General features: G+C 58.1%; 26 protein-coding genes. 7 read left to right on the plus strand and 19 right to left on the minus strand.

Annotated features, from left to right (window positions below; genetic code table 11):
• Window positions 1-271: 271 nt before the first annotated feature.
• The 4 genes from KQP88_RS20055 (at window position 272) to KQP88_RS20070 (ending at window position 3786) form a co-directional block, all read left to right on the plus strand.
• Window positions 272-2086 carry a penicillin-binding protein activator gene (locus tag KQP88_RS20055; RefSeq protein ID WP_198724660.1) on the plus strand — a complete coding sequence of 605 codons (1815 nt, stop codon included), beginning with the start codon at window positions 272-274 and terminating at the stop codon, window positions 2084-2086.
• A complete protein-coding gene (locus KQP88_RS20060; RefSeq protein WP_216704007.1) occupies window positions 2083-2457 on the plus strand; it encodes a YraN family protein in 375 nt (124 codons plus the stop codon). The genes KQP88_RS20055 and KQP88_RS20060 overlap by 4 nt, the downstream gene beginning before the upstream one ends.
• A 160-nt stretch (window positions 2458-2617) precedes the next feature.
• A complete protein-coding gene (locus KQP88_RS20065) occupies window positions 2618-3211 on the plus strand; it encodes a phosphoheptose isomerase (protein ID WP_025261746.1) in 594 nt (197 codons plus the stop codon).
• Complete coding sequence (locus tag KQP88_RS20070) at window positions 3208-3786, plus strand: BON domain-containing protein (RefSeq protein ID WP_198724664.1); 579 nt, start codon at window positions 3208-3210, stop codon at window positions 3784-3786. Before KQP88_RS20065 ends, KQP88_RS20070 begins: the two co-directional genes overlap by 4 nt.
• Window positions 3787-3832: 46 nt before the next feature.
• On the opposite strand, the gene KQP88_RS20075 is transcribed toward KQP88_RS20070, so the two are convergent.
• From KQP88_RS20075 to rplM, 7 genes are all read right to left on the minus strand, one after another.
• Window positions 3833-4249 (minus strand): ClpXP protease specificity-enhancing factor, encoded by a 417-nt coding sequence (locus KQP88_RS20075; RefSeq protein ID WP_198724665.1) that lies wholly within the window; start codon window positions 4247-4249, stop codon window positions 3833-3835.
• 17 nt (window positions 4250-4266) lie between these two features.
• Window positions 4267-4884 (minus strand): glutathione S-transferase N-terminal domain-containing protein, encoded by a 618-nt coding sequence (locus KQP88_RS20080; RefSeq protein WP_025261749.1) that lies wholly within the window; start codon window positions 4882-4884, stop codon window positions 4267-4269.
• Between the two features lie 231 nt (window positions 4885-5115).
• Window positions 5116-5898, minus strand: coding sequence for a cytochrome c1 (locus KQP88_RS20085; protein WP_198724668.1), 783 nt, complete (start codon window positions 5896-5898; stop codon window positions 5116-5118).
• On the minus strand, window positions 5898-7109 hold the full coding sequence (locus tag KQP88_RS20090) for a cytochrome b (RefSeq protein ID WP_200995441.1): 1212 nt from the start codon (window positions 7107-7109) through the stop codon (window positions 5898-5900). The genes KQP88_RS20085 and KQP88_RS20090 overlap by 1 nt, the downstream gene beginning before the upstream one ends.
• Window positions 7109-7702: a ubiquinol-cytochrome c reductase iron-sulfur subunit gene (petA, locus tag KQP88_RS20095; protein WP_025261752.1), complete on the minus strand. Its 594-nt coding sequence runs from the start codon at window positions 7700-7702 to the stop codon at window positions 7109-7111. Before petA ends, KQP88_RS20090 begins: the two co-directional genes overlap by 1 nt.
• Window positions 7703-7954: 252 nt before the next feature.
• Window positions 7955-8347: a 30S ribosomal protein S9 gene (rpsI, locus tag KQP88_RS20100; protein ID WP_025261753.1), complete on the minus strand. Its 393-nt coding sequence runs from the start codon at window positions 8345-8347 to the stop codon at window positions 7955-7957.
• A gap of 14 nt (window positions 8348-8361) precedes the next feature.
• Window positions 8362-8790, minus strand: coding sequence for a 50S ribosomal protein L13 (gene rplM / locus KQP88_RS20105; protein ID WP_025261754.1), 429 nt, complete (start codon window positions 8788-8790; stop codon window positions 8362-8364).
• A gap of 462 nt (window positions 8791-9252) precedes the next feature.
• Here rplM and KQP88_RS20110 point away from each other — a divergent pair, with 462 nt between their 5' ends.
• Window positions 9253-10149 (plus strand): GlxA family transcriptional regulator, encoded by an 897-nt coding sequence (locus KQP88_RS20110; protein WP_162883735.1) that lies wholly within the window; start codon window positions 9253-9255, stop codon window positions 10147-10149.
• Window positions 10150-10247: 98 nt separating this feature from the next.
• Here the strand turns inward: KQP88_RS20110 and zapE are convergent, their stop codons facing one another.
• The 3 genes from zapE to KQP88_RS20125 all read right to left on the minus strand — a co-directional run bounded on the left by zapE (window position 10248) and on the right by KQP88_RS20125 (window position 13409).
• Window positions 10248-11342: a cell division protein ZapE gene (gene zapE, locus KQP88_RS20115; RefSeq protein ID WP_216704008.1), complete on the minus strand. Its 1095-nt coding sequence runs from the start codon at window positions 11340-11342 to the stop codon at window positions 10248-10250.
• Window positions 11343-11405: 63 nt separating this feature from the next.
• A complete protein-coding gene (locus KQP88_RS20120) occupies window positions 11406-12752 on the minus strand; it encodes a tryptophan--tRNA ligase (RefSeq protein ID WP_216704009.1) in 1347 nt (448 codons plus the stop codon).
• A 27-nt stretch (window positions 12753-12779) separates the two neighbouring features.
• Window positions 12780-13409, minus strand: a complete 630-nt coding sequence (locus KQP88_RS20125; protein WP_200995447.1) for an alpha/beta hydrolase — start codon at window positions 13407-13409, stop codon at window positions 12780-12782.
• A gap of 144 nt (window positions 13410-13553) precedes the next feature.
• On the opposite strand from KQP88_RS20125, the gene KQP88_RS20130 reads away from it, so the two are divergent.
• Window positions 13554-13991: a YhcB family protein gene (locus tag KQP88_RS20130; RefSeq protein WP_117165805.1), complete on the plus strand. Its 438-nt coding sequence runs from the start codon at window positions 13554-13556 to the stop codon at window positions 13989-13991.
• A 117-nt stretch (window positions 13992-14108) separates the two neighbouring features.
• Here KQP88_RS20130 and cysN read toward each other — a convergent pair whose 3' ends face one another.
• From cysN to KQP88_RS20150, 4 genes are all read right to left on the minus strand, one after another.
• Window positions 14109-16007, minus strand: coding sequence for a sulfate adenylyltransferase subunit CysN (gene cysN, locus KQP88_RS20135; protein ID WP_200995451.1), 1899 nt, complete (start codon window positions 16005-16007; stop codon window positions 14109-14111).
• Between the two features lie 53 nt (window positions 16008-16060).
• The gene (locus KQP88_RS20140) at window positions 16061-16402 is read right to left on the minus strand and encodes a four helix bundle protein (protein ID WP_216704010.1); all 342 of its coding nucleotides are present in this window, start codon (window positions 16400-16402) and stop codon (window positions 16061-16063) included.
• Window positions 16403-16502: 100 nt separating this feature from the next.
• Window positions 16503-17420: a sulfate adenylyltransferase subunit CysD gene (cysD, locus tag KQP88_RS20145; protein WP_025261761.1), complete on the minus strand. Its 918-nt coding sequence runs from the start codon at window positions 17418-17420 to the stop codon at window positions 16503-16505.
• A 159-nt stretch (window positions 17421-17579) separates the two neighbouring features.
• Window positions 17580-18338: a Nif3-like dinuclear metal center hexameric protein gene (locus KQP88_RS20150; protein ID WP_025261762.1), complete on the minus strand. Its 759-nt coding sequence runs from the start codon at window positions 18336-18338 to the stop codon at window positions 17580-17582.
• 110 nt (window positions 18339-18448) lie between these two features.
• Here KQP88_RS20150 and algW point away from each other — a divergent pair, with 110 nt between their 5' ends.
• Complete coding sequence (algW, locus tag KQP88_RS20155; RefSeq protein ID WP_198723701.1) at window positions 18449-19612, plus strand: Do family serine endopeptidase AlgW; 1164 nt, start codon at window positions 18449-18451, stop codon at window positions 19610-19612.
• Between the two features lie 53 nt (window positions 19613-19665).
• On the opposite strand, the gene hisC is transcribed toward algW, so the two are convergent.
• The 5 genes from hisC to KQP88_RS20180 all read right to left on the minus strand — a co-directional run bounded on the left by hisC (window position 19666) and on the right by KQP88_RS20180 (window position 24500).
• A complete protein-coding gene (gene hisC / locus KQP88_RS20160; protein ID WP_216704011.1) occupies window positions 19666-20718 on the minus strand; it encodes a histidinol-phosphate transaminase in 1053 nt (350 codons plus the stop codon).
• A complete protein-coding gene (hisD, locus tag KQP88_RS20165) occupies window positions 20715-22064 on the minus strand; it encodes a histidinol dehydrogenase (protein WP_216704012.1) in 1350 nt (449 codons plus the stop codon). Before hisD ends, hisC begins: the two co-directional genes overlap by 4 nt.
• A gap of 123 nt (window positions 22065-22187) precedes the next feature.
• Complete coding sequence (gene hisG / locus KQP88_RS20170; RefSeq protein ID WP_025261766.1) at window positions 22188-22823, minus strand: ATP phosphoribosyltransferase; 636 nt, start codon at window positions 22821-22823, stop codon at window positions 22188-22190.
• Window positions 22824-22972: 149 nt separating this feature from the next.
• Window positions 22973-24238: a UDP-N-acetylglucosamine 1-carboxyvinyltransferase gene (gene murA / locus KQP88_RS20175; RefSeq protein ID WP_200994617.1), complete on the minus strand. Its 1266-nt coding sequence runs from the start codon at window positions 24236-24238 to the stop codon at window positions 22973-22975.
• A 22-nt stretch (window positions 24239-24260) separates the two neighbouring features.
• Window positions 24261-24500 (minus strand): BolA family protein, encoded by a 240-nt coding sequence (locus tag KQP88_RS20180; RefSeq protein WP_200994618.1) that lies wholly within the window; start codon window positions 24498-24500, stop codon window positions 24261-24263.
• Window positions 24501-24548 lie beyond the last annotated feature (48 nt).

Consider the following 24548-nt stretch of genomic DNA (forward strand, 5'->3'; position numbering starts at 1 on the left):
GACCTCATTTTTGATGGTTGAAAAAACCGCATTGTACAGGCTACGACCCTGATCCATGGTGCAACACATTCAGGGATGGGCATAAAAAAGGAAGGAAAACCATGATTCTGCCCCGTCGCAAGATGCTGAAACACTCTCGAATCAGGTGTATTGGCCGATAGAGCACTACGACACGACCAATATCACTGCTTTCGACACCTTCGAAGTCGCACCCCGGCCAGTGCTTGGGTACAATTCCCCGCTAACTTGCTTGAGTATCAGGAACACATCAATGATCGCCTGCCTGCGGCTGTTCTCTGCCCTCTGCCTCGCTGCCCTTCTTGCAGCCTGCGCCAGCTCGCCCTCATCCAGTCTTGGTGAGTTGCCTCGCACCCCCGACGCCAGCATCGAGCAATTGCTTGAACAGGCTGCGGCTGCCAAGACGCCGGATCAGGCCGCCCCGTTGCGCCTGAGTGCCGCAGATCTGGCGAATCGCCAGAACAACCCTGGCCGCGCCGCCCAGATTCTGGCCCAGGTCCCTCTGGATCAACTGAAACCCGGCCTGCAGGTATTCGCCAGCACCCTGGCTGCAGAACTGGCCATGGGTCGCAACCAGCCAAAGGCTGCACTGACCGCACTGGAGCACCCGAGCCTGCAACGTCTGGGCGAACTGTCGGTTGAACAGCAAATCCGCACTCACGCCGTCCGGGCCCGCGCACTCGAAGCCGATGGCCAGACCCTGGCCGCCGCTCGCGAGCGTGTGTTTGCAGGCCCGCTGCTGCAAGGCAACGACGCCAGCGCCAACAACGATGCCATCTGGGCACTGGTTGCCTCACTGCCTGCCGATCAGCTGCAAAGCACGAGCAACGACGACATGGGCGGCTGGCTGAGCCTGGCCCGCTCGGTCAAGGGCGCCGGCACGCTTGAGCAGCAACAGGCCGCCATCGACAGCTGGAAAGCACAGAACCCGCAACATCCGGCCGCCCAGAAACTGCCGACCACCCTCGCCCAGCTCCGCGCCCTGACCAGCGAACCGCTGACCAAGATCGCCCTGCTGCTGCCACAGGACGGTCAACTGGCCTCTGTTGCCAAGGCGCTGCGTGAAGGCTTCATGGCTGCGCACTATCAGGCCCAGCAGGCTGGCCAGAACCCACCAGCCATCCAGGTCTTCGACAGCTCGCGCGTCACGTCGATGGATGACTTCTATCGTCAGGCCAAGGCTGCCGGGGCTCAACTGGTAGTCGGTCCGCTGGAAAAGAATCTGGTCAAACAGCTGAACAGCCGCCAGCAACTGCCAATCACTACACTGGCCCTGAACTACAGCGACTCCAATACCGAAGGCCCGGCACAACTGTTCCAGTTCGGCCTTGCCGCCGAAGACGAAGCTCGGGAAGTGGCACGCCGCGCCTGGGCAGACGGCAAACGCAGCGCCGTGGCCATGGTGCCTAAAGGCGAATGGGGTGATCGCGTACTGGATGCCTTCCGCAAAAGCTGGCAAGCCAAGGGCGGCACTCTGATCGCAGCCGAACACGTCGACCAGCCTGTCGCTCTTGCCCAGCAAGTCGCAGACCTGTTCCAGTTGCGCAACAGCGAAGGCCGCGCCCAGCGCCTGCAAAGCACAGTAGGCACTCAGGTTGCCGCCCAGCCTACACGCCGTCAGGACATCGATTTCATGTTCCTGGCTGCAACCCCGCAGCAGGCTCAGCAGATCAAGCCGACCATGGTGTTCCAGTACGCTGGCGACGTTCCGGTCTATGCCACCTCTCACCTGTTCACCAACAGCAACGATCAGGCTCAGTACCTGGACCTGAACGGCGTACGCTTCTGCGAAACCCCATGGCTGCTCAATGCCAACGACCCTCTGCGCCAGCAAGTGACCGCTCAATGGCCACAAGCATCGGGCAGCCTGGGCCGCCTCTACGCCATGGGCATCGACGCCTATCGCCTGGCTCCGCGTCTTGGCCAGCTCAAGACACTGCCTGAAAGCCGCATCGACGGCCTGTCGGGCAGCCTGAGCCTGAGCCCGAGCCGTCGCGTAGAACGTCAACTGCCGTGGGCAGAGTTCGTCGACGGCAAGGTCCAGCGCCTGCCGGACACCGCTCCTTGAGGCCAGGCAACACCCGGCAACAGGCAGGGCGCGAGGCAGAAGCCTGCGCCCTGCTGTATCTACAGCAACAAGGCCTGCGCCCGATTACCCAAAACTGGTCATGCAAACGCGGCGAGCTTGATCTAGTCATGCTCGACGGCGATACAGTAGTATTCGTCGAAGTTCGCTACCGACGCCACTCAGGCTGGGGTGGAGCCATGGAAAGCGTCGATTTTCGCAAACAGGAAAAACTGATTACCGCTGCACAACTGTTCCTGCAACAAGAGTCACAGTGGGCCGATTATCCCTGCCGTTTCGACGTGATCGCTATCGATGGAGAACCAGGCAAGACCGCTCCCCTGACGTGGCTCAAGAGCGCATTCGACAGTTGATGCAGCAAGCGGACAATCGGAAACCTGACGCGCAGCAACACCCTTTACCACCCATTTTGCTATTTGATTTGCGGGCTGCACATTCAGTGTGTGGTGAGCCGCCGGGGATACCCGCAGCGCACCCGACCAGCCGCCGTACGCTCTCATTAAGGTCACATTGATGGACATGCAATCCCGAATTCGCCGGCTGTTCCAGGCCAGCATCGACACCAAGCAACAGGCGATGGACGTCCTTGCACCCTTTATCGAGCAAGCCAGCCAGGTAATGGTCAACGCCCTGCTCAACGAAGGCAAAATGCTTGCCTGCGGTAACGGCGGTTCTGCTGGCGATGCCCAGCACTTTTCCTCCGAACTGCTCAACCGTTTCGAGCGCGAAAGGCCGAGCCTGCCTGCGATAGCGCTGACCACCGACAGCTCGACGATCACCTCGATCGCCAACGATTACAGCTACAACGAAATCTTTTCCAAACAGATTCGCGCCCTGGGTCAACCGGGCGATGTGCTGCTGGCCATTTCCACCAGCGGCAACTCGGCAAACATTATTCAAGCCATCCAGGCCGCACATGATCGCGAAATGATTGTCGTAGCATTGACGGGACGCGACGGTGGCGGCATGGCATCGCTATTATTGCCGGAGGACGTGGAAATCCGCGTCCCCGCCAATGTCACGGCACGCATACAAGAAGTCCATCTGCTGGCGATCCACTGCCTTTGCGATCTGATCGACAGCCAACTGTTCGGGAGTGAAGAATGACCCCTAATCGCCTCAGCCTACTGGTCCTGACCCTGTGCCTCGGCATCAGCGGATGCAGCTCGGTCCTGACAGCAGCACGTGACAAACCGATCGAGGACGACCGGGGAACCAGGACTTTCGGCAGCAAGATCGATGACTCCCTCATCGAAACCAAGGCCGCAGTGAACATCTCCAAGGCCAGCCCTGATCTGGCCGAAGGCTCGCACATTGTCGTCACCAGCTTCAACGGCATTGTCCTGCTGGCTGGCCAGACGCCTCGCGCAGACCTCAAGGCCCTGGCCGAACAGGCTGCCAGCTCCGTACAGCGGGTCAAGAAGGTCAACAACGAACTTCAGGTCATGGAACCCTCCTCCTTGCTGGCACGCAACAACGATGCCTGGCTGACGACCAAGATCAAGACCCAGATGCTGGCAGACAACTCGATCCCCGGCTCGCGCATCAAGGTCGTGACCGAAAACGGGATCGTTTTCATGCTCGGCCTGCTCACTCAGGATGAAGCCAATCGCGCCACCAATCTGGTGCAGGGCGTATCCGGCGTGCAGAAGATCGTCAGGCTGTTCGAGTACATCGACTGATAACCTGGCGGCATTAAAAAAGGCGATCCGGATGGATCGCCTTTTTTTATTTCACAACTTTCAGACTCGGCCTGCCGCTAGGACGCGGAGGCTCGCTGTCCGGTGGTGGTGGCGCATCATCTTCCAGCTCGATCTCGTCTTCTTCCTCCATCGGAGGCTCCAGATCGAAGACCATGCCCTGGCCGTTTTCCCGGGCATAAATACCCAGAATGGCGCCAATGGGAACATACAAGGTATGCGGCACACCGCCGAAGCGGCCTTCAAAACTGACTGCTTCGTTGTCCATGTGCAAATGACGCACAGCACTGGGTGAAACGTTCAGGACAATCTGTCCATCATTGGCAAAACCCTGAGGGATCTGCACCGACGGGTACTCCGCATTGACCAGGATATGCGGTGTGCAATCGTTATCGACGATCCACTCATAGAGAGCACGAATCAGATAAGGGCGACTGGAGTTCATCAACGGCTCCTTAAGCCTTAGCGCATCTCACGTTCGGCTACAGACAGGCTCGCCTGAAATGCCTCGCGCGCAAATTGGCGCTCCATGTAATCAAGCAACGGCTTGGCAGGCCGTGGCAATTCGATACCCAAGACTGGCAAACGCCAGAGTATGGGCAGTAGACAGCAATCGACAAGGCTTTGCTCGTCACTGAGGAAAAAAGGTTTTTCCGCAAACAACGGCGAAACACCGGTCAGACTTTCGCGCAATTCCTTGCGCGCTTGTACGCGGGCAGACTCTTTGCTGCGTGAATCCAGAATAAGATCCACCAGTCCACACCAGTCGCGCTGAATCCGATGAATCAGCAGGCGACTATTTGCACGCGCCACAGGGTAAACCGGCAGCAAGGGCGGGTGCGGGTAACGCTCATCAAGATATTCCATCACCACCGTAGACTCGTACAACGCCAGGTCACGATCAACCAGGGTTGGCACGCTGCCATACGGATTCACTTCGATGAGCTGGGGCGGATGACGACCCGCAACCACATCGATGATCTCGGCGCTGACACCCTTCTCAGCGAGCACGATACGCACGCGATGGGAATAGTGGTCGGCGGGGTCGGAGTAACAGGCCAACCGATTGGTCACGCCCATGGCGATCCTCCTCGCTTGTTAAATTTATAAGGCAGACAAACGAACGCGCCCCAGTGGGGCTCCCCGATTATGACCGCGCAAAGACAGGTCGTCGTCGCGGGCGACAAGATAGCTCATTTACGCGAAGTAAATTCTGCAATCTTGCGCCGCTACTATACCCGCCTCGCAATCACTATCCGAATGGAGACTCCACTGGAGCGCTTGTGTCAGTGCGAAGCTACAACTGCTCGATCAATGAACATCTTTCCAGTATTCGCGCTTGAGCAGATACGCGAAGACAAAGAAGAAGGCCAGATAAAGCAGCACATAAGTGCCTATACGCTGATGCTGCAGTTTAACCGGATTGGCTGAATAGGCCAGAAAGGTCACCAGATTCTTGATCTTCTCATCGAACTGCTCTGCCGTCAGGCTGCCGGTTTTCGGCACGATGGTCAGCTGATCGCAAGCCTCGTGAGTCAGCGGCGCACCGGTAAGGGGGTCATATTGCTTCTTGCCCTCTTCGACCACCTGGATCTGCTTGCAACCCACCACCTGCCGCCCCTGAAGGCTGGCCAGCACGTTAGGCATGCCGACGTTGGGGAACACTCGGTTATTCACACCCAATGGTCGAGCCGGGTCCTCGTAGAACGAGCGCAGATAGCCATAAAGCCAGTCCGTGCCACGCACACGCGCCACCAGCGTCAGGTCAGGCGGCGCAGCGCCGAACCAGGTCTTGGCATCGTTCGACTGCATGCCGGTGTTCATGTGGTCGCCGATCTTGGCGCCAGTGAACACCAGCTTTTCCAGCATCAGCTCATGGGGAATCCCCAGGTCATCGGCGACACGCTCGTAGCGCTGGTATTTGGCGCTGTGACAGCCCATGCAGTAGTTGACGAACGTCCGTGCGCCGTCCTGCATCGCCGCCTTGTCGGAGACATCGATATCGACCTTTTCCAGTTCCGGACCGCCATGTTCAGCGGCGAATGAAAAGACAGGCAGAATCGCGAGAATCAATACAGCCAATAGCTTTTTCATCAGCCAGTCACCCTTTCTGGAACCGGTTTGGTCTTCTCTAGCCGGGTATAGAACGGCATCAGAATGAAGTAGGCGAAGTAAAGAAAGGTGCAGATCTGCGAAATCAACGTGCGCTCGGGGGTCGGCGCCAGAACGCCCAGCACGCCGAGGATCACGAAAGAGACACAGAACAACAGCAGCCAGATCTTGCTCATCCACCCCTTGTATCGCATCGACTTGACCGGACTGCGATCCAGCCACGGCAGCACGAACAGCACCGCAATGGCCGCCCCCATGGCGATAACCCCCATGAGCTTGTCCGGAATCGCCCGCAAGATCGCGTAGAACGGCGTGAAGTACCAGACAGGCGCGATGTGCTCCGGCGTCTTGAAAGCATTGGCCGCTTCGAAGTTGGGCTTTTCGAGGAAGTAGCCGCCCATTTCAGGGAAGAAGAACACGATGGAGCAAAAGACGAAGAGGAAGACCACTACGCCGACAATGTCTTTCACGGTGTAATAAGGATGGAAAGGAATACCATCCAGAGGGTTGCCGTTCTCATCCTTGAGCTTTTTGATGTCCACGCCATCGGGGTTGTTGGAACCGACTTCATGCAGCGCCAGAATGTGTAACACCACGAGGCCCAACACCACGATCGGCAGAGCGACCACGTGTAAAGCAAAGAAACGGTTCAGGGTGATGCCGGAAATCAGGTAATCGCCCCGAATCCATTGGGTCAGGTCGTCACCGATGACCGGAATGGCGCCGAACAGCGAAATGATCACCTGGGCACCCCAGTACGACATTTGCCCCCAGGGCAGCAGGTAGCCCATGAAAGCTTCGGCCATCAGTGCCAGGTAAATCAGCATGCCGAACACCCAGACCAGTTCACGGGGCTTTTGATACGAGCCGTAGAGCAAGCCACGGAACATATGCAGGTAGACCACAATGAAGAAGGCGGAGGCGCCCGTGGAGTGCAGCAGACGCAGAATCGCGCCGTACTCGACGTCACGCATGATGTATTCGACGGAAGCGAACGCCTCTTCAGCCGAAGGCGTATAGCTCATGGTCAGCCAGACTCCCGTGAGGATCTGATTGACCAGAACCAGCAGCGCCAGGGAGCCGAAGAAGTAGAAGAAGTTGAAATTCTTTGGAGCGTAATACTTGCTGAGATGGTCTTCCCACATCTTTGTCGCCGGGAAGCGAGCATCGACCCAATCCATGAACTTGCTCATCACGCACCCTCCTTATCGACGCCAATGACAATGACACTGTCCGACTCATAGGAATGCGGAGGCACTGGCAGATTCAGTGGCGCGGGTTGAGACTTGTAGACCCGACCGGCCAGGTCGTAATGAGAGCCGTGACAAGGACAGAAATAGCCTCCCACCCAGTCCTTGCCAAGATCGACAGGCGCAACTTCAGGACGGAAGGTCGGCGAACACCCCAGGTGCGTACAAAGGCCGACCAGAAGCAGGATTTCCGGCTTGATGGAACGAACCACAGGGTCAACATACGACGGCTGAACAGAAGCCTTGGACTCGGGATCGGATAACTGGCCGGTGATCTTGCCGAGGTTATCCAGAATCTCTTTGGTGCGACGAACAATGAATACCGGTTGACCGCGCCACTCAGCAATCATCTGCTGCCCTGCTTCAATCTTGCTGATATTCACCTTGACCGGTGCCCCTGCGGCTTTCGCCTTGGCACTGGGGAACCATGACCCCACGAACGGGACCGCAGCCCCCACCGCTCCTGCTGCACCAACCACGGATGTGGCTGCCACGAGGAAGCGACGCCGGCCTGCATTCACGCCGTCATTGCTCATTCCGTCCTCTCCCATCAGCTATGTGGCCTGTTTGATCAGGCGTCTACTTAAACTCAATCTAGCTGCTTATAGATTTGGCCGGATGGTAAATAAAAACCCTTCATTTAACAAGGTAATAAGACCGTACAAAAAGTAGGAAAGCTTGTAAATCAAGGCTTACAGCCATGTGGCACGTTGTCACACATATTTGACAGGCATAAAAAAACGCCCAGCTCCGAAGAGGCTGGGCGTTCTTTTTGAACGAAGTGCGAATTAACGCTTCGAGTACTGCGGACGCTTACGCGCTTTACGCAGACCGACTTTCTTACGTTCAACTTCACGAGCGTCACGAGTAACGTAACCGGCTTTACGCAGGGCGCTACGCAGAGTTTCGTCGTATTGCATCAGAGCGCGAGTGATACCGTGGCGGATTGCGCCAGCTTGACCACTTACACCGCCACCGATAACGGTGACGTAGATGTCGAACTTCTCAACAGTTTCGGTCAGTTCCAGTGGCTGACGAACTACCATGCGGGCAGTTTCGCGGCCGAAGAACACGTCCAGAGAACGGTTGTTGATCGAGATGTTACCAGTGCCCGGACGCAGGAAAACGCGTGCGGTTGCGGTCTTGCGACGGCCAGTGCCGTAATTTTGAGTCGCCGACATAATGAACTATTCCGTTAAAACTTCAGTTCTTGGGGCTGCTGAGCAGTATGAGGGTGTACAGCGCCCGCATAGACTTTCAGCTTACGATACATGTCGCGACCCAGCGGGTTCTTAGGCAGCATGCCTTTGACCGCGGTCTCGATCACGCGCTCAGGAGCTTTATCGATCAGCTTTTCGAAGTTGATCGATTTGATCCCGCCCGGAAAACCGGAGTGAGAGTAGTAAATCTTGTCGGAAGCTTTAGCACCGGTAACGCGGATTTGCTCAGCGTTGATAACGACGATGTAATCACCGGTATCGACGTGCGGAGTGTATTCCGGTTTGTGCTTGCCACGCAGACGGCTCGCGATTTCGGTGGCCAGACGACCCAGGGTCTGACCAGCAGCGTCGACGACGAACCAGTCGCGCTTAACTGTTTCCGGTTTAGCAGTAAAAGTTTTCATTCTTTATAGCCTCAGGGGCCGCCTGAAAATGAGACGGCGGATCTTACTGAATAGTGCGTACTTTGACAAGTCAAAGGCAGCCGGAAACAGACGCTATCGGGGGCTCGGGTCAGCGCGTCCGTTATACGGCAAGATTCTTCGGCAGACGGCGCATCACTTCCACTGCAAAGAGCTGGCGGATTATACAGGCTGAAAAAATAACCTCAACCTGATTTTCAACTCACGACCTGATTATTGCTCTGACAGGCAGGCCATGAGGCTGGCGGGCCTGGAAGTCACGGTTATGGAGGCTAGACACACCCGCGAAAAAATAAGACGATTCAGCCGTTGTTTGACCACTATTCCATATAAGAACAAAAGATCATGCCGATTCAACACACCGCCCCGCTGCGGCGCGTAAGCATTCTTGCCACTGACAAAGTGTTCGCTTCCACCCTGATGCAGGCCAAGGACTTCTTCCATCTGGCCAGCCTGCGGTACAGCAAGCAACTGGGACACGGCCTCAAGCCCGCCTTTGAAATTCGCCTGGTGAGCCCGGACGGCATGCCCGTCGGCAGCTTCAGCGACGTCACCCTGCCTGTAGACGGCCCGCTGTGCGAAAGCGACATCATCGTCATCCCGGCATTCTGGGACGATTTCGACAGCCAGTTGCAGCAATACCCACAGATTCTGCCCTGGCTGCGCGAACAGCACGCCAGCGGCGCCGTGCTGTGCGGCGAGGCCACCGGGGTTTTCTGGCTGGCCGAAGCCGGCCTGCTGGACGGCAAGGAAGCCACGACCTACTGGCGCTTCTTCAATACGTTCAGTGAGAGATTTCCCAAGGTCCTGCTCAATCAGGAAAAGCACCTGACAGACGCCGACAACCTGTATTGCGCAGGCGGCACCACCTCGGCGTGCGATCTCTACATTTACCTGATCGAACGCTTCTGCGGCTCCAACGTCGCCCAGGCAGTAGCCCGCGACATCCTCTATGAGGTGCGGCGCAGTTATTCACCGGGAAGGATAGGTTTTGGCGGCCAGAAGCTGCATCAGGACGTGATCATCCTGCAGATCCAGCACTGGCTTGAAGAGCACTTTGCGGACAAATTCCGCTTCGAAGACGTCGCCCGCAACCACGGCATGAGCATCCGCAACTTCATGCGCCGCTTCCAGGCCGCTACCGGCGACAAGCCGCTGCATTATCTGCAACGCCTGCGCATCGAGACAGCCAAAGGCCTGCTCTCGGGCACCCGCAAGAGCATCAAGACCATCAGCTACGAAATTGGCTACGACGATGCGAGCTTCTTCGCCCGCCTGTTCCGCCAACACACCGAACTGTCGCCGAATCAGTATAGGCAGCAGTTTCAGCAGGCGGCGTAGCGCCTGAAGCTACAAGCGGCAAGCTTTAAGCGGCAAGTAAAAGCAGAACGCAATCCGCCTTTACTTGCAGCTTACCGCTTGAAGCTTGCAGCTCTCCCCTAAGGCTTATGCGCCCGAGCCAGAAACTCGTGGGATTGCATTTCCAGCAAGCGGCTCAGGGTACGTGCGAATTCGAACGTCAGACGACCACCTGTGTACAGGTCCTTCAACTCAACCTCGGCCGAGATGATCAGCTTGACGTTGCGGTCGTAGAATTCGTCGACCATGTTGATGAAACGACGGGCGATGTCGTCGGTGGTGACGCTCATCTGCTCGACACCGCTCAGCAGAACGGCGTGGAAGATCTTGCCCAGTTCGATGTAGTCGTTCTGGCTGCGAGGCCCGTCGCACAGTTCGCGGAAGTCGAACCACGCTACGTCATCACAGGTGCGCAAGGCGCGAATCTCGCGATTCTCGATGATCAGCACATCGTTTTCGATGGTCTGCGCGCAGTCGGGCGTCAGCGCCTTGAAGCTTTTGCGCAGGCTTTCCTCGGCAACGTCATTGAGCGGGAAGTGGAACAGTTCGGCCTGCTCCAGATGGCGCAGGCGATAATCGACGCCGCTGTCGACGTTGACGATGTCGGTGTTCTGCTTGATCAGGGCAATGGCTGGCAGGAAGCGGGCGCGCTGCAGGCCGTCCTTGTACAGGCCATCAGGCACGATGTTGGACGTCGCGACCAGGGTCACGCCATTCTTGAACAGCTCTTCCATCAAGGTGCCAAGGATCATGGCATCGGTAATGTCGGAGACGAAGAATTCGTCGAAGCAAATCACCCGCGCCTCGTCGGAAAAACGCTTGGCTATAAGAGTAAGCGGGTTTTTCTCGCCCTTGAGGGTTCTCATCTCTTCGTGCACGCGCTTCATGAAGCGGTGGAAGTGAGTCCGCACCTTCTGCTCGAACGGCAGAGCGTCGAAGAACGTATCGACCAGATAGGTCTTGCCCCGGCCCACGCCGCCCCAGAAGTACAAACCCTTGACCAGGGTCGGCTCTTTCTTGCCGAACAGCTTGCCGAACATGCCCGGCTTGCTGTTGTTAGCAGAAACCAGATCCTCGTACAGACGCTGCAAGTGACGCACAGCGTTTTCCTGCGCGGCATCGTGGAAGAAGTCAGGGCGTTTCAGATCTGCTTGATATCGTTCTAGAGGCGTCATATTCGCTAACAAGGCAACAAAAAAGCGGGCCGACACTGTAGCGACGGCCCGGGGGAATGGCAATCAATCCTGCAAGGCTTTGAGTTCAGCCAGCAAGCGCTCTATACCGGCCTGTACCGCTTCGGCACTTTCAAACTGCGGGCTTTCAGCCTTGGCATTGCCAAAAGCCACCTCAAAGTGAAGATCACCGGCAATGATGATTGGCTCGGCTGGCCCAAGCAGACTTTTACTGGCAGCGCCTGCCGTCTTGCCATCAGCGAACTTGTCCGACAGCAGCAACTGCTCGCCATCAGCCGCCAGCAGGCGGAAACGGAAGCTGCCGTCGTCCTCACGGAAACTCACAACCCGTGCGCCCTTGGCGGCTTTTTTCTTGCCGGTTTCGACATTCTGCGCAACCGTGCGGAAAGAGCGCAGGCCCACCGCTTCACGCAGCTCTTCGAGGAACGGCGTCGCGGCACGACGGGCCTTCTGGGCACCGGCGAGCAGGATGTCTTCCAGGTCGGCAGGCCGCTCGATCAGGCTCAGGTACTTCTCGCGGGCTTCGCTCAGCTCGCCATCCAGCAGCTTGAACAGACGATTCTTGGCCTCTCCCCAACCCAGGCCCTGCAGCAGCTCGGCACGGAACTCGGCCGACTGCTCGGCAGTGGAGAATGCCTGATAGAGCGTGAACAGGTGAGAGTTGTCCGGATCCTTCGCTTCGCCCGGGGCACGGGAGTCGGTGACGATGCGGGAAATGGCGTCCTTCATGTCCTTGGCGCTGCTGAACAACGGAATGGTGTTGTCGTAGCTCTTCGACATCTTGCGCCCATCCAGCCCCGGCAGCGTCGCAACGCTTTCCTCGATCAGGGCCTCAGGCATGACGAAGAATTCCTTGCCCTTGCCAAACAGGTGGTTGAAGCGCTGGCCGATATCACGGGCCATTTCGACGTGCTGAATCTGGTCACGACCGACCGGCACTTTATGGGCGTTGAACATCAGAATGTCGGCAGCCATCAGCACCGGATAGCTGAACAGGCCCATGGAGATGCCGGCATCCGGGTCTTCACCGGCCTCGACGTTCTTGTCCACGGAAGCCTTGTAGGCATGAGCACGGTTGAGCAGGCCCTTGCCAGCCACACAGGTCAGCAACCAGGTCAGTTCCGGGATCTCGGGGATATCGGACTGGCGGTAGAAGGTCACACGATCGACATCCAGACCGGCAGCCAGCCAGGTCGCTGCGATTTCCAGACGCGAGCGCTGAATGCGCTGCGGGTCGTCGCACTTGATCAAGGCGTGGTAATCCGCCAGGAAGTAGAAAGAATCGGCATCCTTCTGGCGACTGGCGACGATGGCCGGGCGAATCGCGCCCGCATAATTGCCCAGATGGGGAGTGCCGGTGGTGGTGATACCGGTCAGGATACGAGTAGTCATGGCAGGTCGCTTATTCTATGGCTGCAATCAATTCGAGAGACGCGGCAGGACCAGATCTTTCAGGTCGGTCAGCTTGCCGTGAAAAAAGTGTCCGCATTCTGCCACTTTCAGCAGCTCATGGGGGCGTTGCAGAAGCGCAGACCATGCATAGACCATTTCAGGATCAACGACTTCGTCGGTTTCCGGCTGAATGACCGTCAGCGGGCAGTTCTGCGGCAGCACGCTCTGATCTTTCAGACGCGATGCGGCAGCAGCCACCAGAAACAGATGCTTCAGTTGCTCTCCCTGGGCTTCAAGACGCCCGCCGAGTGTCGCCGCCACGTAACCGCCAAAGGAAAACCCCAGCAGCGTGATGGGCAGATCCGGCTGCTGTTCGCGCAGCCACTGCGCGACGGCAACCGCATCTTCCACCTCTTCCGGCCCGGCAACCGAGGTGCCAGCACTGGCACCGACGCCACGATAATTGAAACGTAACGTAACCAGACCGGCATCGCGTGCAGTACGCTGCAGCGTCGAAACCACTTTATTGAGCATCGTCCCGCCCTGGATCGGGTTAGGATGACAAATCAGCGCCAGGCCCACGGCACCGGGCAGATCCTGATAAAGCGCCTCAAGCTGACCTTCGGGGCCATCAATGAATACGGGGGTTTCACGCATGGACAAAATAAACTCCGTGACCTCGAAATGGATCGACTCGTCTAGCTGATTGTCTGTGGCTGACATATAAGCGACGCGTCGCGGGTATACAGCGCAGGTTAGAGCCGTTAACGTAAAGCAAAGCCGTTTATAGAGGAAGGACTCGTGGAACACTCGCTCTTAGTTTGGTTGTTGCCGACTCTTGCCCTGGTTGCCGGTGTCGTCATTGGTTTCCTGGTCGCACGTCTGCTGCCCAATACCGTTCCGAATAACACCCAGCGCCAGCTGGACAGCATTCAGGAGCGCTTCGATACCTATCAGAACGAGGTGGTCACTCACTTCAACAGCACGGCTACCCTGGTACAGAAACTTTCGCAAAGCTATCAGGAAGTCCAGGAGCATCTCGCCGAGGGCGCCAACCGTCTGGCCCTTGACGAACTGACCCGCCAACGCCTGCTGGCGGCCTTGCACCCCGAGGCCAATCAAGCGCCTCGCGACCGCCTTACACCGCCACGTGACAGCGAAGCCCCAAAGGACTACGCGCCCAAGGCACCCAACACGCCGGGCATGCTGGATGAGCATTACGGTCTGAAAAAGCCGTAAGCGACCGAAAAACAAAAAGCCCGCCATTCAGATCGAATGGCGGGCTTTTTTGTTGGGGCTCCTTTTCGCGAATGAATTCGCTCCTACAGAGTGGGAGCGAATTCATTCGCGAAGAACTCAGATCGCGCCGCGGGTGCGCAACAAGTCCAGTACCCGCTTGACGCCCTCTTCCACGCTCAACGACTGGGTATCGATCACCAGATCGGCATCCAGCGGTACGTCGTACGGGAAGGACTCACCTGGAATGTTGTCGCCTTCGGCGGCATACAGGCCTTGCGGATCACGTTCACGGCAGATGGTTGGCGAAGCCTGGACATAAACAGTCAGCAGACGCTCCTTGCCCACCAGCGCCTTGGCGCGCTCGCGGCCTTCGGCATCCGGCGCAACGAAGGCTGCCAGGGTCAGCAGGCCGGCTTCGTTGAACTGACGGGCGACGTGAGCAGCACGGCTCCAGTTCTCGGTACGACCGGCACGGTCCTGTGGCAGGCCTTTGTTCAGGTCGTGACGCAGGTTCTGGCCATCGAGGACATAGACCGCACGCCCCATGTCGAACAGCTTGCGCTCGACCGCGTAAGCCAGCGTGCTTTTGCCTGCGCCCGACAGACCGCTGAACAGCACGGTAGCCGGTTGCTGGCCGAAACGCTGAGCACGCTCCTGAGTCGATACGTGAGCCAGTTCGCCATGATGATTCGCGCCACCAGCACTGACCGGCTTGGCGATGATCATGCCCGCCGCAACAGTGCCGTTGGTCAGGCGATCAATAACGATGAATGCACCGGTGGTGCGGTTGCTTTCGTAACCGTCCAGCGCGATAGGCGCATCAAGGCTGATCTTGACCCGACCAATCTCGTTCAACTGCAAGGAACTGGCAGGATCTTCGACCAGCGTGTTCACATCGACGCGGTGCGTGATGCTGGCAATCGAGCCCGGCACATAGCTGGTAGCGCGCTTGATGTCGTATTTCTTGCCCGGCAGCATCGGCTCTTCAGCCATCCACACCAGCATGGCATCGAACGCATCGCTGACTTGCGGGACGTTGTCGGCATGCACCAGCAGGTCGCCACGGGAGATATCGATCTCGTCTTCCATGGTCAGGGTGATAGCCTGGCCCGGACCGGCCTGTTCCAGCTCACCTTCGAAGGTGACGATGGATTTGACGCGGCTGCTCTTGCCCGAAGGCAACACGACGATCTCGTCGCCCTTGTGCACGATGCCACTGGCCAGGGTACCGGCGAAACCACGGAAGTTCAGGTTCGGGCGGTTGACGTACTGCACCGGGAAACGCAGGTCCGAGTAATTGCGGTCGTTGGAAATCTCTACGGTTTCGAGAATTTCCATCAGCGACTGGCCGGTGTACCAGGGCGAACGCTCGCTCTTGTTCACCACGTTATCGCCCTTGAGCGCCGACATCGGCACGAACGCCATGGTGGTCGGCTTGAAGGCCAGACCTTCGGCGAACTTCAGGTAATCGGCCTTGATCGACTCGAAGACGCTCTCATCGAAGCCCTTGAGGTCCATCTTGTTGATGGCCACGACAATGTGCTTGATGCCCAGCAGCGAGGCGATGTAGCTGTGACGACGGGTCTGGGTCTGCACGCCATAACGGGCGTCGACCAGAATGATCGCCAGATCGCAGGTCGATGCACCGGTCGCCATGTTGCGGGTGTACTGCTCGTGGCCCGGCGTATCGGCAATGATGAACTTGCGCTTGGCGGTCGAGAAATAGCGATAAGCGACATCGATAGTGATGCCCTGCTCCCGCTCGGCCTGCAGGCCATCCACCAGCAGCGCCAGATCCACGTCATCGCCGGTTGTGCCGGACTTCTTGGAGTCACGGGTAATGGCTTCCAGGTGATCCTCATAGATCATCTTGGAGTCATGCAGCAGACGCCCGATCAGCGTGCTCTTGCCGTCATCGACGTTGCCACAGGTAAGAAAGCGCAGCATTTCCTTGCGTTCGTGCTGGCCCAGATAGGCGAGGATGTCCTCGCTGATCAATTCGGATTGATGGCTCATAGGGTTTAAGCTCCAAGTTGTAAGCTTCAAGCGGCAAGCTTGTCGGCGTACAACTAGTCAGAAATTTTGTTGATCAACCCGCTCAGCATTCTTGAAAGCTCACGAGTCTCAGTAATCCAGTCACTCGACAAAGAACTGGGCAAGTACCCTATCTCTTCCCCAATGATGATTTGCGTACGCAACTCACCACAGGAGGCTTTGGCAATCCATAGAAACCGCGCCTTTTCCTTGGCAGTTCCACGTTCCATGCCTTCAGCGATATTCGACGGTACAGAGAGCGCCGAACGTGTGATCTGGTCCTTGAAACCAAAATCCCTGCACGTATGAAACCCTCTGTACACCGCAACTGCCAGATCCTTGCTTCTTTGCCAAACAACCAGCTTCTCAAAATCCATTGGGAGCGCTCACATACGCCCACAAAGGGCGGCAACCTGCAAAACCCTGAAGCTACGCAATGTGCTTCCAACTTGCAGCTTGCCGCTTGTAACTTGAAGCTTAGAAATACCCCTGACGTTTCTTTTCTTCCATCGAGCCTGCGCCGTCGTGGTCGATGACCCGGCCCTGGCGTTCGGAAGTTCGTGTCAGGAGCATTTCCTGGATGATGTCGGTCAGGCTCGTGGCTTCGGATTCGACGGCACCGGTCAGCGGGTAGCAGCCAAGGGTACGGAAGCGCACTTTCTTTTTGACGATGCGGGCTTTTTCCTCGTCGGTAAGGTGCTCGAGGATGCGATCGTCGTCGATCATGATCAGGGTGCCGTTCTTCTCGATGACGTCGCGTTCGGCGGCGAAATACAGCGGCACGATCGGGATGCCTTCGAGGTAGATGTACTGCCAGATGTCCAGCTCGGTCCAGTTCGACAGCGGGAACACACGGATCGACTCGCCTTTGTTGACGTTGCCGTTATAGACGTTCCACAGCTCGGGACGCTGGTTCTTCGGGTCCCAGCGGTGCTTGCTGTCGCGAAACGAGTAGACACGTTCCTTGGCACGGGATTTTTCCTCGTCGCGCCGCGCGCCGCCGAAAGCTGCGTCGAAACCATGCTTGTCCAGTGCCTGCTTCAGGCCCTCGGTCTTCATGATATCGGTGTGCTTGGCGCTGCCGTGGGTGAACGGGTTGATGCCCTGCGCAACGCCATCCGGGTTGACGTGGGTGATCAGGTCCAGGCCCATTTCCTCGACCATCTTGTCGCGGAAGCGATACATTTCCTGGAATTTCCAGCGGGTATCGACGTGCATGACCGGGAACGGCAGCTTGCCTGGGAAGAAGGCCTTGCGCGCCAGATGCAGCATCACGGCAGAGTCCTTGCCGATCGAGTACAACATGACCGGGTTGTCGAACTCGGCGGCGACCTCGCGGATGATGTGGATGCTTTCCGCCTCCAGCTGTTTCAGATGCGTCAGTTTGTCAACCATGGTTACTCACGGAGTGCAATCGTTGTGGGCCGGGAAAAATCCCCCCGGGCGGCCAGCGGGCCGTATTCGAGCCGCGCACTTTATCATGAGGCATACCGCATAATCAGCGCGCCGGATAGATCGAAACGATCTATCCATATAGCTCGGCGTTTGGACCTTTCAGATCGGATTCGGGCAATCGATGAAAATATGCTCCAGGGCAAAACGTCTCGCCAGATAGTCACCCAGCGCCTGAACGCCGTAGCGCTCGGTCGCATGGTGCCCGGCTGCGATAAAGCTGATGTCGTTCTCGCGGGCACTGTGAAAGGTCTGCTCCGAGGCTTCGCCACTGAGAAACAGATCCACGCCTTCAAGCACGGCCTGATCGATGTAACCCTGGCCACCACCGCTGCACCAGCCGACACGCCGGATCATCTGGCTGCCTTCGATCAACAGGGGTTCACGCCCCAGAGCGTCCTGCACGCGACGGGCAAAATCACGAGGCGTCATCGGCTCGGAAAGAGAACCCACCAGACCGACCACCTTGGGATTCTCGGGGTCCAGCGGCCCTTCGACCGTAATATCCAGCTGACGAGCCAGTTGCACGTTATTGCCCACATCCGGGTGCACATCCAGAGGCAAGTGATAGGCCAACAGGCTGATGTCGTGCTTGAGCAATGTCTTCAGGCGACGCTGCTTCATCCCGACGACACAAGGATTCTCGCCCTTCCAGAAATAGCCATGATGAACCAGGATCAGGTCGGCCTGGGCTTCGACAGCGGCGTCCAGCAAAGCCTGGCTGGCCGTCACGCCACTGACGATGCGCATGATCTGCGGCCGGCCTTCGACCTGCAAACCATTGGGGCAGTAATCCTGAATGCGGGCACTGTTGAGATAGCGGTCGGCCTCTTCGACCAGGGTACTGAGGGCAACGGCCATAAAAGACTCCTAAATATGCAGTTCAGAGCTGCCTTGTGCTCGTATAATGCCCGCCATTATGGCGCACTCGTGGAAAATTCTTTGCGCCTGTCACTATCAGGACTTGCTCAATGTTAAAGGCACTGCGCTTTTTCGGCTGGCCATTGCTGGCTGGCGTGCTCATCGCCATGCTGATTATCCAGCGTTACCCGGAATGGGTCGGGCTGCCCAGCCGTGATGTAAACCTGCAACAGGCTCCCAAGACCACCGTGGTGATGCAGGGGCCGTCGTCGTATGCCGATGCAGTGAGTGCCGCTGCGCCAGCAGTGGTCAATCTCTACACCACCAAGATGGTGAACAAGGGCAACAACCCCACCATGTTCGAGGATCCTCAGTTCAGAAGGTTCTTCGGCGATAACGCTCCCAAGCAGAAACGCATGGAATCGAGCCTCGGTTCCGGCGTGATCATGAGCCCCGAAGGCTACCTGCTGACCAACAACCACGTCACCACCGGTGCCGACCAGATCGTGGTCGCCCTCAAGGACGGCCGCGAAACCATCGCACGGGTGATCGGCAACGATCCTGAAACCGATCTGGCGGTACTGAAGATCGACCTGAAAAACCTGCCATCGATCACCATTGCACGCTCCGACGGTATCCGTATCGGCGATGTGGCGCTGGCCATCGGCAACCCGTTCGGTGTCGGCCAGACCGTCACCATGGGCATCATCAGTGCGACCGGCCGCAACCAGTTGGGCCTCAACACCTACGAAGACTTCATCCAGACCGACGCTGCCATCAACCCCGGCAACTCGGGCGGCGCGCTGGTGGATGCTTCCGGCAACCTGACCGGCATCAATACCGCGATCTTCTCCAAGTCGGGCGGTTCCCAGGGCATCGGCTTTGCGATCCCGACCAAACTGGCGATGGATGTGATGAAGTCGATCATCGAACACGGCCAGGTCATTCGTGGCTGGCTGGGTATCGAAGTTCAACCCCTGACCCAGGAACTGGCGGATTCGTTCGGCCTGAAGGATCGTCCGGGAATTGTGGTTGCCGGAATCTTCCGCGATGGCCCGGCACAGAAAGCCGGCCTGCAACTGGGGGATGTGATCCTGAGCATCAATGGCGAACCGGCAGGTGATGGCCGACGTTCAATGAATCAGGTGGCGCGCACCAAGCCCAAGGACAAGGTTGCGATTGATGTCATGCGCAATGGCAAGGAGTTGCGCCTGAGCGCCGAGGTCGGCCTGCGACCGCCACCGGCCCCTGCGCCGGCGGTGAAAGAACAGTAAGACGTTCTTCGCGAATGAATTCGCCCGTGGGAGCGAATTCATTCGCGAAAGGATCAGATCCCGCTCAACCCATCCAGCAACGCATGATTCTGCTCAGCCGTACCGATGCTGATCCGCAGGAACTGGGCAATCCGCTCCTGCTTGAAGTGACGCACGATAACGCCCTGCTCGCGCAGCTTCGCCGCCAGACCTGCAGCATCATGTTTCGGGTGACGGGCAAAGATGAAGTTGGCCGCCGAAGGCAACACTTCAAAGCCAAGCCCTTCCAGCTTCTCGACCAATGCCTCGCGGCTGGCGATTACCGCATTACGAGTGGTATCGAAGTACTCACGGTCTTCAAAGGCAGCAGTCGCACCGACAATCGCCAGACGATCCAGCGGGTAAGAGTTGAAGCTGTTCTTGACCCGCTCCAGCGCCTCGATCAGATCCGGATGCCCTACCGCAAACCCGACCCGCAATCCGGCCAGAGAACGGGATTTGGAGAGAGTCTGGGTCACCAGCAGGTTCGGATAACGATCCACCAGGGCTATCGCCGTCTCGCCGCCGAAGTCGACATACGCCTCATCGACCACCACGACCGAATCCGGACTGGCCTTGACGATCTGCTCTACCGCTTCCAGCGGCAGCAGACAGCCGGTGGGTGCGTTCGGGTTCGGGAAGATGATCCCCGCATTCGGCTTGGCATAATCAGCTACGCGAATCTGGAACTGCTCGTCCAGTGCGACAGCTTCATAGTCAATGCCGTACAGGCCGCAGTACACCGGATAGAAGCTGTAGCTGATATCCGGGAACAGCAGTGGCTTGTCGTGCTGGAACAGCGCATGAAAGATGTGCGCCAGCACTTCGTCGGAGCCATTGCCCAGGAACACCTGACTGGCCTGCACACCGTAATACCCGGCCACGGCCTGCTTGAGCAGGTCGCTGTTGGGGTCCGGATACAGACGCAGATCATCGGTCAATGCCGCACGCATTGCCTCAAGCGCCTTGGGCGAAGGCCCGTAAGGGTTTTCGTTGGTGTTGAGCTTGACCAGTTTGGTCAGCTTCGGCTGCTCACCCGGTACATAAGGCACCAGACTGCTGACGAAAGGACTCCAGAATTTACTCATTGCTTGCCTTCCTCTGTGCTGCCCGCACTCCAGTTGGTATCCGTGATCCGGTACTCGGCACTGCGAGCATGGCCGGTCAACGATTCGCCACGAGCCAGGACCGAAGCGGTCTTGCCCAGTTCGGAGGCACCTTGCGGCGAGCAGTAGATGATCGATGAGCGCTTCTGGAAGTCATAGACGCCCAGCGGCGAAGAAAAACGCGCAGTGCCGGAAGTCGGCAATACATGGTTCGGACCGGCACAGTAATCGCCCAGCGCCTCGGAGGTGTGACGCCCCATGAAAATCGCACCGGCGTGGCGAATCTGCGGCAACCAGGCTTCAGGATCGGCGACCGACAGCTCAAGGTGCTCCGGCGCGATGCGGTTGGCGACATCGATGGCCTGCTGCATATCAGCCACCTTGATCAGGGCGCCACGGCCATTGATCGAGGTTTCGACGATGGCAGCACGCTCCATGGTCGGCAGCAATCGGGTGATGCTGGCAGCCACCTTGTCGAGGAACTCGGCATCGGGGCTGACCAGAATCGCCTGGGCATCTTCGTCGTGCTCGGCCTGGGAGAACAGGTCCATGGCAATCCAGTCCGGATCGGTCTGGCCGTCGCACACTACAAGGATTTCCGAGGGGCCGGCAATCATGTCGATCCCGACCTGACCGAATACATGGCGCTTGGCAGTGGCGACATAAATGTTGCCAGGGCCAACCACTTTATCGACCTGTGGCACGCTTTCAGTGCCATATGCCAGCGCGGCTACGGCCTGTGCGCCACCAATGGTGAAGACGCGATCGACACCCGCGATGCAGGCAGCAGCCAGCACCAGTTCGTTGATCTCGCCACGCGGCGTCGGCACGACCATGACCACTTCAGTCACGCCGGCCACTTTCGCCGGAATGGCATTCATCAGGACCGACGAAGGATAAGAAGCCTTGCCACCCGGAACGTACAGACCTGCACGGTCCAGCGGCGTGACTTTCTGGCCAAGCACCGTGCCGTCGGCTTCGGTGTAGCTCCAGGAGTCCTGCTTCTGTTTTTCGTGGTAGCTGCGCACGCGAGCGGCAGCCGTTTCCAGCGCCTGACGCTGGGCAGGTGAAATGCGTGTCAGCGCCAGCTCCAGGCGCTCGCGAGGCAGGATCAGGTCAGCCATCGACGCCACTTGCAGGCCATCGAAACGCTGGGTGAACTCGACCAGGGCCGCGTCACCACGCTCACGCACCGCCTTGATGATGTCGAGCACACGCTGGTTGACCGAATCGTCAGACACACTTTCCCAGCTCAGCAGATGATCCAGATGTCGTGCGAAATCCGGATCAGCAGCATCGAGTCGGCGTATTGCAGTGGGAGTGGTCATAGCGATATCTCAATAAGTGGCGGATGCTCAGGTGCCATAAGCTACCAAGCTATCCGCGCAGGCACCTGAGAAATTTGGCTATGACACGGATAGCTGGACGCGACTCGAAGGCCGCGTAATCGATCAGCCGCGGTGTCGCGACTCTACTGCCTTGCGCAGAGTGTCGATGAGCGCCTGGATGCGCGCATGCTGCATTTTCATGGAAGCCTTGTTCACCACCAGACGCGAACTGATGGTAGCGATCAGTTCCTGAGGCTCGAGACCGTTGGCACGCAATGTATTGCCGGTGTCGACCACGTCGATGATCTTGTCGGCCAGACCGATCAGCGGTGCCAGCTCCATCGAGCCATACAGCTTGATGATATCGACCTGACGGCCCTGCTCGGCGTAATAGCGCTTGGCAACATTCACGAACTTGGTCGCCACACGCAGACGGCCTTTGGGCTCGGCAGCACCAATGGCTCCAGCGGTCATGAGCTTGCACTGGGCAATCTGCAGATCCAGCGGCTCATAAAGCCCCTGGCCGCTGTACTCCATCAACACATCCTTGCCCGCGACACCCAGATCGGCAGCGCCATGCTCGACATAGGTCGGCACATCGGTAGCGCGCACGATCAGCAGACGCACGTCGTCCTGAGTCGTGGGGATGATCAGCTTGCGGCTCTTGTCCGGATTCTCGGTTGGCACAATGCCCGCTTCGGCAAGAAGCGGCAGTGTATCGTCGAGGATACGGCCCTTGGACAGTGCGATGGTCAACATGGAAAACGTAAGTCCTTATCAGGAAACTTTTGCTCCGGGCAGACGGCCCGAAACAACACTTGAGCCCGACATGACGGGCTCAAGGTGAAACGAATCAGAAAATCACACTGCGGGCTCCACTGCCCGGAAGGCAGTGGAGCCCCATGCTGCTAGCCCGGAACGCGACGGATCTTGGCACCCAGCATTTGCAGTTTCTCTTCGATGCACTCGTAGCCACGGTCGATGTGGTAGATGCGATCGATCAGGGTATCGCCCTGGGCAACCAGCGCCGAGATCACCAGACTGGCCGATGCACGCAGGTCGGTCGCCATCACAGGCGCGCCCTTGAGCACTTCGGTACCGGTCACGATTGCCGTATTACCTTCCACCTGGATTTGTGCGCCCATGCGATGCATTTCATAGACATGCATGAAGCGGTTTTCAAAGATGGTTTCGATCACTGCGCCAGTGCCTTCCGCGATTGCGTTGAGCGAGATGAACTGCGCCTGCATGTCGGTCGGGAACGCCGGGTAAGGCGCGGTACGCACGTTGACCGCCTTGGGGCGCTTGCCGTGCATGTCCAGCTCGATCCAGTCTTCGCCGCTGGTGATTTCTGCACCGGCTTCCTGGAGCTTGAGCAATACCGCTTCGAGGATGGTCGGATCGGTGTCCTTGACCTTGACGCGGCCACCGGTGGCAGCAGCGGCAACCAGGTAGGTGCCGGTCTCGATGCGGTCAGGCATGACCTTGTAGGTCGCAGGACCCAGACGCTTCACACCGTCGATGGTGATGGTGTCGGTACCGGCGCCCTGGATTTTCGCACCCATGGCGATCAGGAAGTTCGCCAGATCGACGACTTCAGGCTCGCGGGCGGCATTCTGCAGAACGCTGCGACCGTTTGCCAGGCTGGCAGCCATCATGATGTTCTCGGTACCGGTCACGCTCACGGTATCGAAGAAGAAGTTGGCACCACGCAGGCCGCCTTCAGGGGCCTTGGCCTTGATGTAGCCACCTTCGACATCGATGATCGCGCCCATGGCTTCAAGGCCACGGATGTGCAGGTCGACCGGACGCGAACCGATGGCGCAACCGCCAGGCAGTGCGACTTCGGCCTCACCGAAACGGGCAACCATCGGGCCCAGAACCAGAATCGACGCACGCATGGTTTTAACCAGTTCGTACGGCGCGACCAGGGTCTTGATGGTGCGCGGGTCGATTTCGACGCTGAGTTTCTCGTCGATCACAGGCTCGATGCCCATACGACCGAACAGCTCGATCATGGTGGTGATGTCGTGCAGGTGCGGCAGGTTCTGAACGACTACCGGGCCATCGGCCAGCAGCGTAGCCGAGAGAATCGGCAGGGCAGAGTTCTTTGCCCCGGAAATGCGGATTTCGCCATCAAGACGAACACCACCGGTAATAATCAATTTATCCATTAGAATCTCGACACCAATTGGCTCAGGTGCGCTCGGCCCAGGCAGCGCGGCTGAAAAATTTCATAGTGACCGCGTGGATGCTGCCATCGGCAATCCAAGGGTTCAAATGGGCATAGATGTTTTGCTGACGCTTGACGGGGCTCAGGCTGGCCATCTCGTCACTGATGATGTTCAGCTGGAAATTGCAGCCTTGGCCTTCAACTTCCACCTGGATTTCGGGCAGCTTTCCTTCAAGGAAGGTCTTAACTTCTACAGCCTGCATGCTTAACCTCGATCGGCGCCCTACGCGCGCGGGTCGGCCATCATACAA

This window comes from Pseudomonas lijiangensis (genome assembly GCF_018968705.1).
In the GTDB taxonomy this organism is placed as follows: domain Bacteria; phylum Pseudomonadota; class Gammaproteobacteria; order Pseudomonadales; family Pseudomonadaceae; genus Aquipseudomonas; species Aquipseudomonas lijiangensis.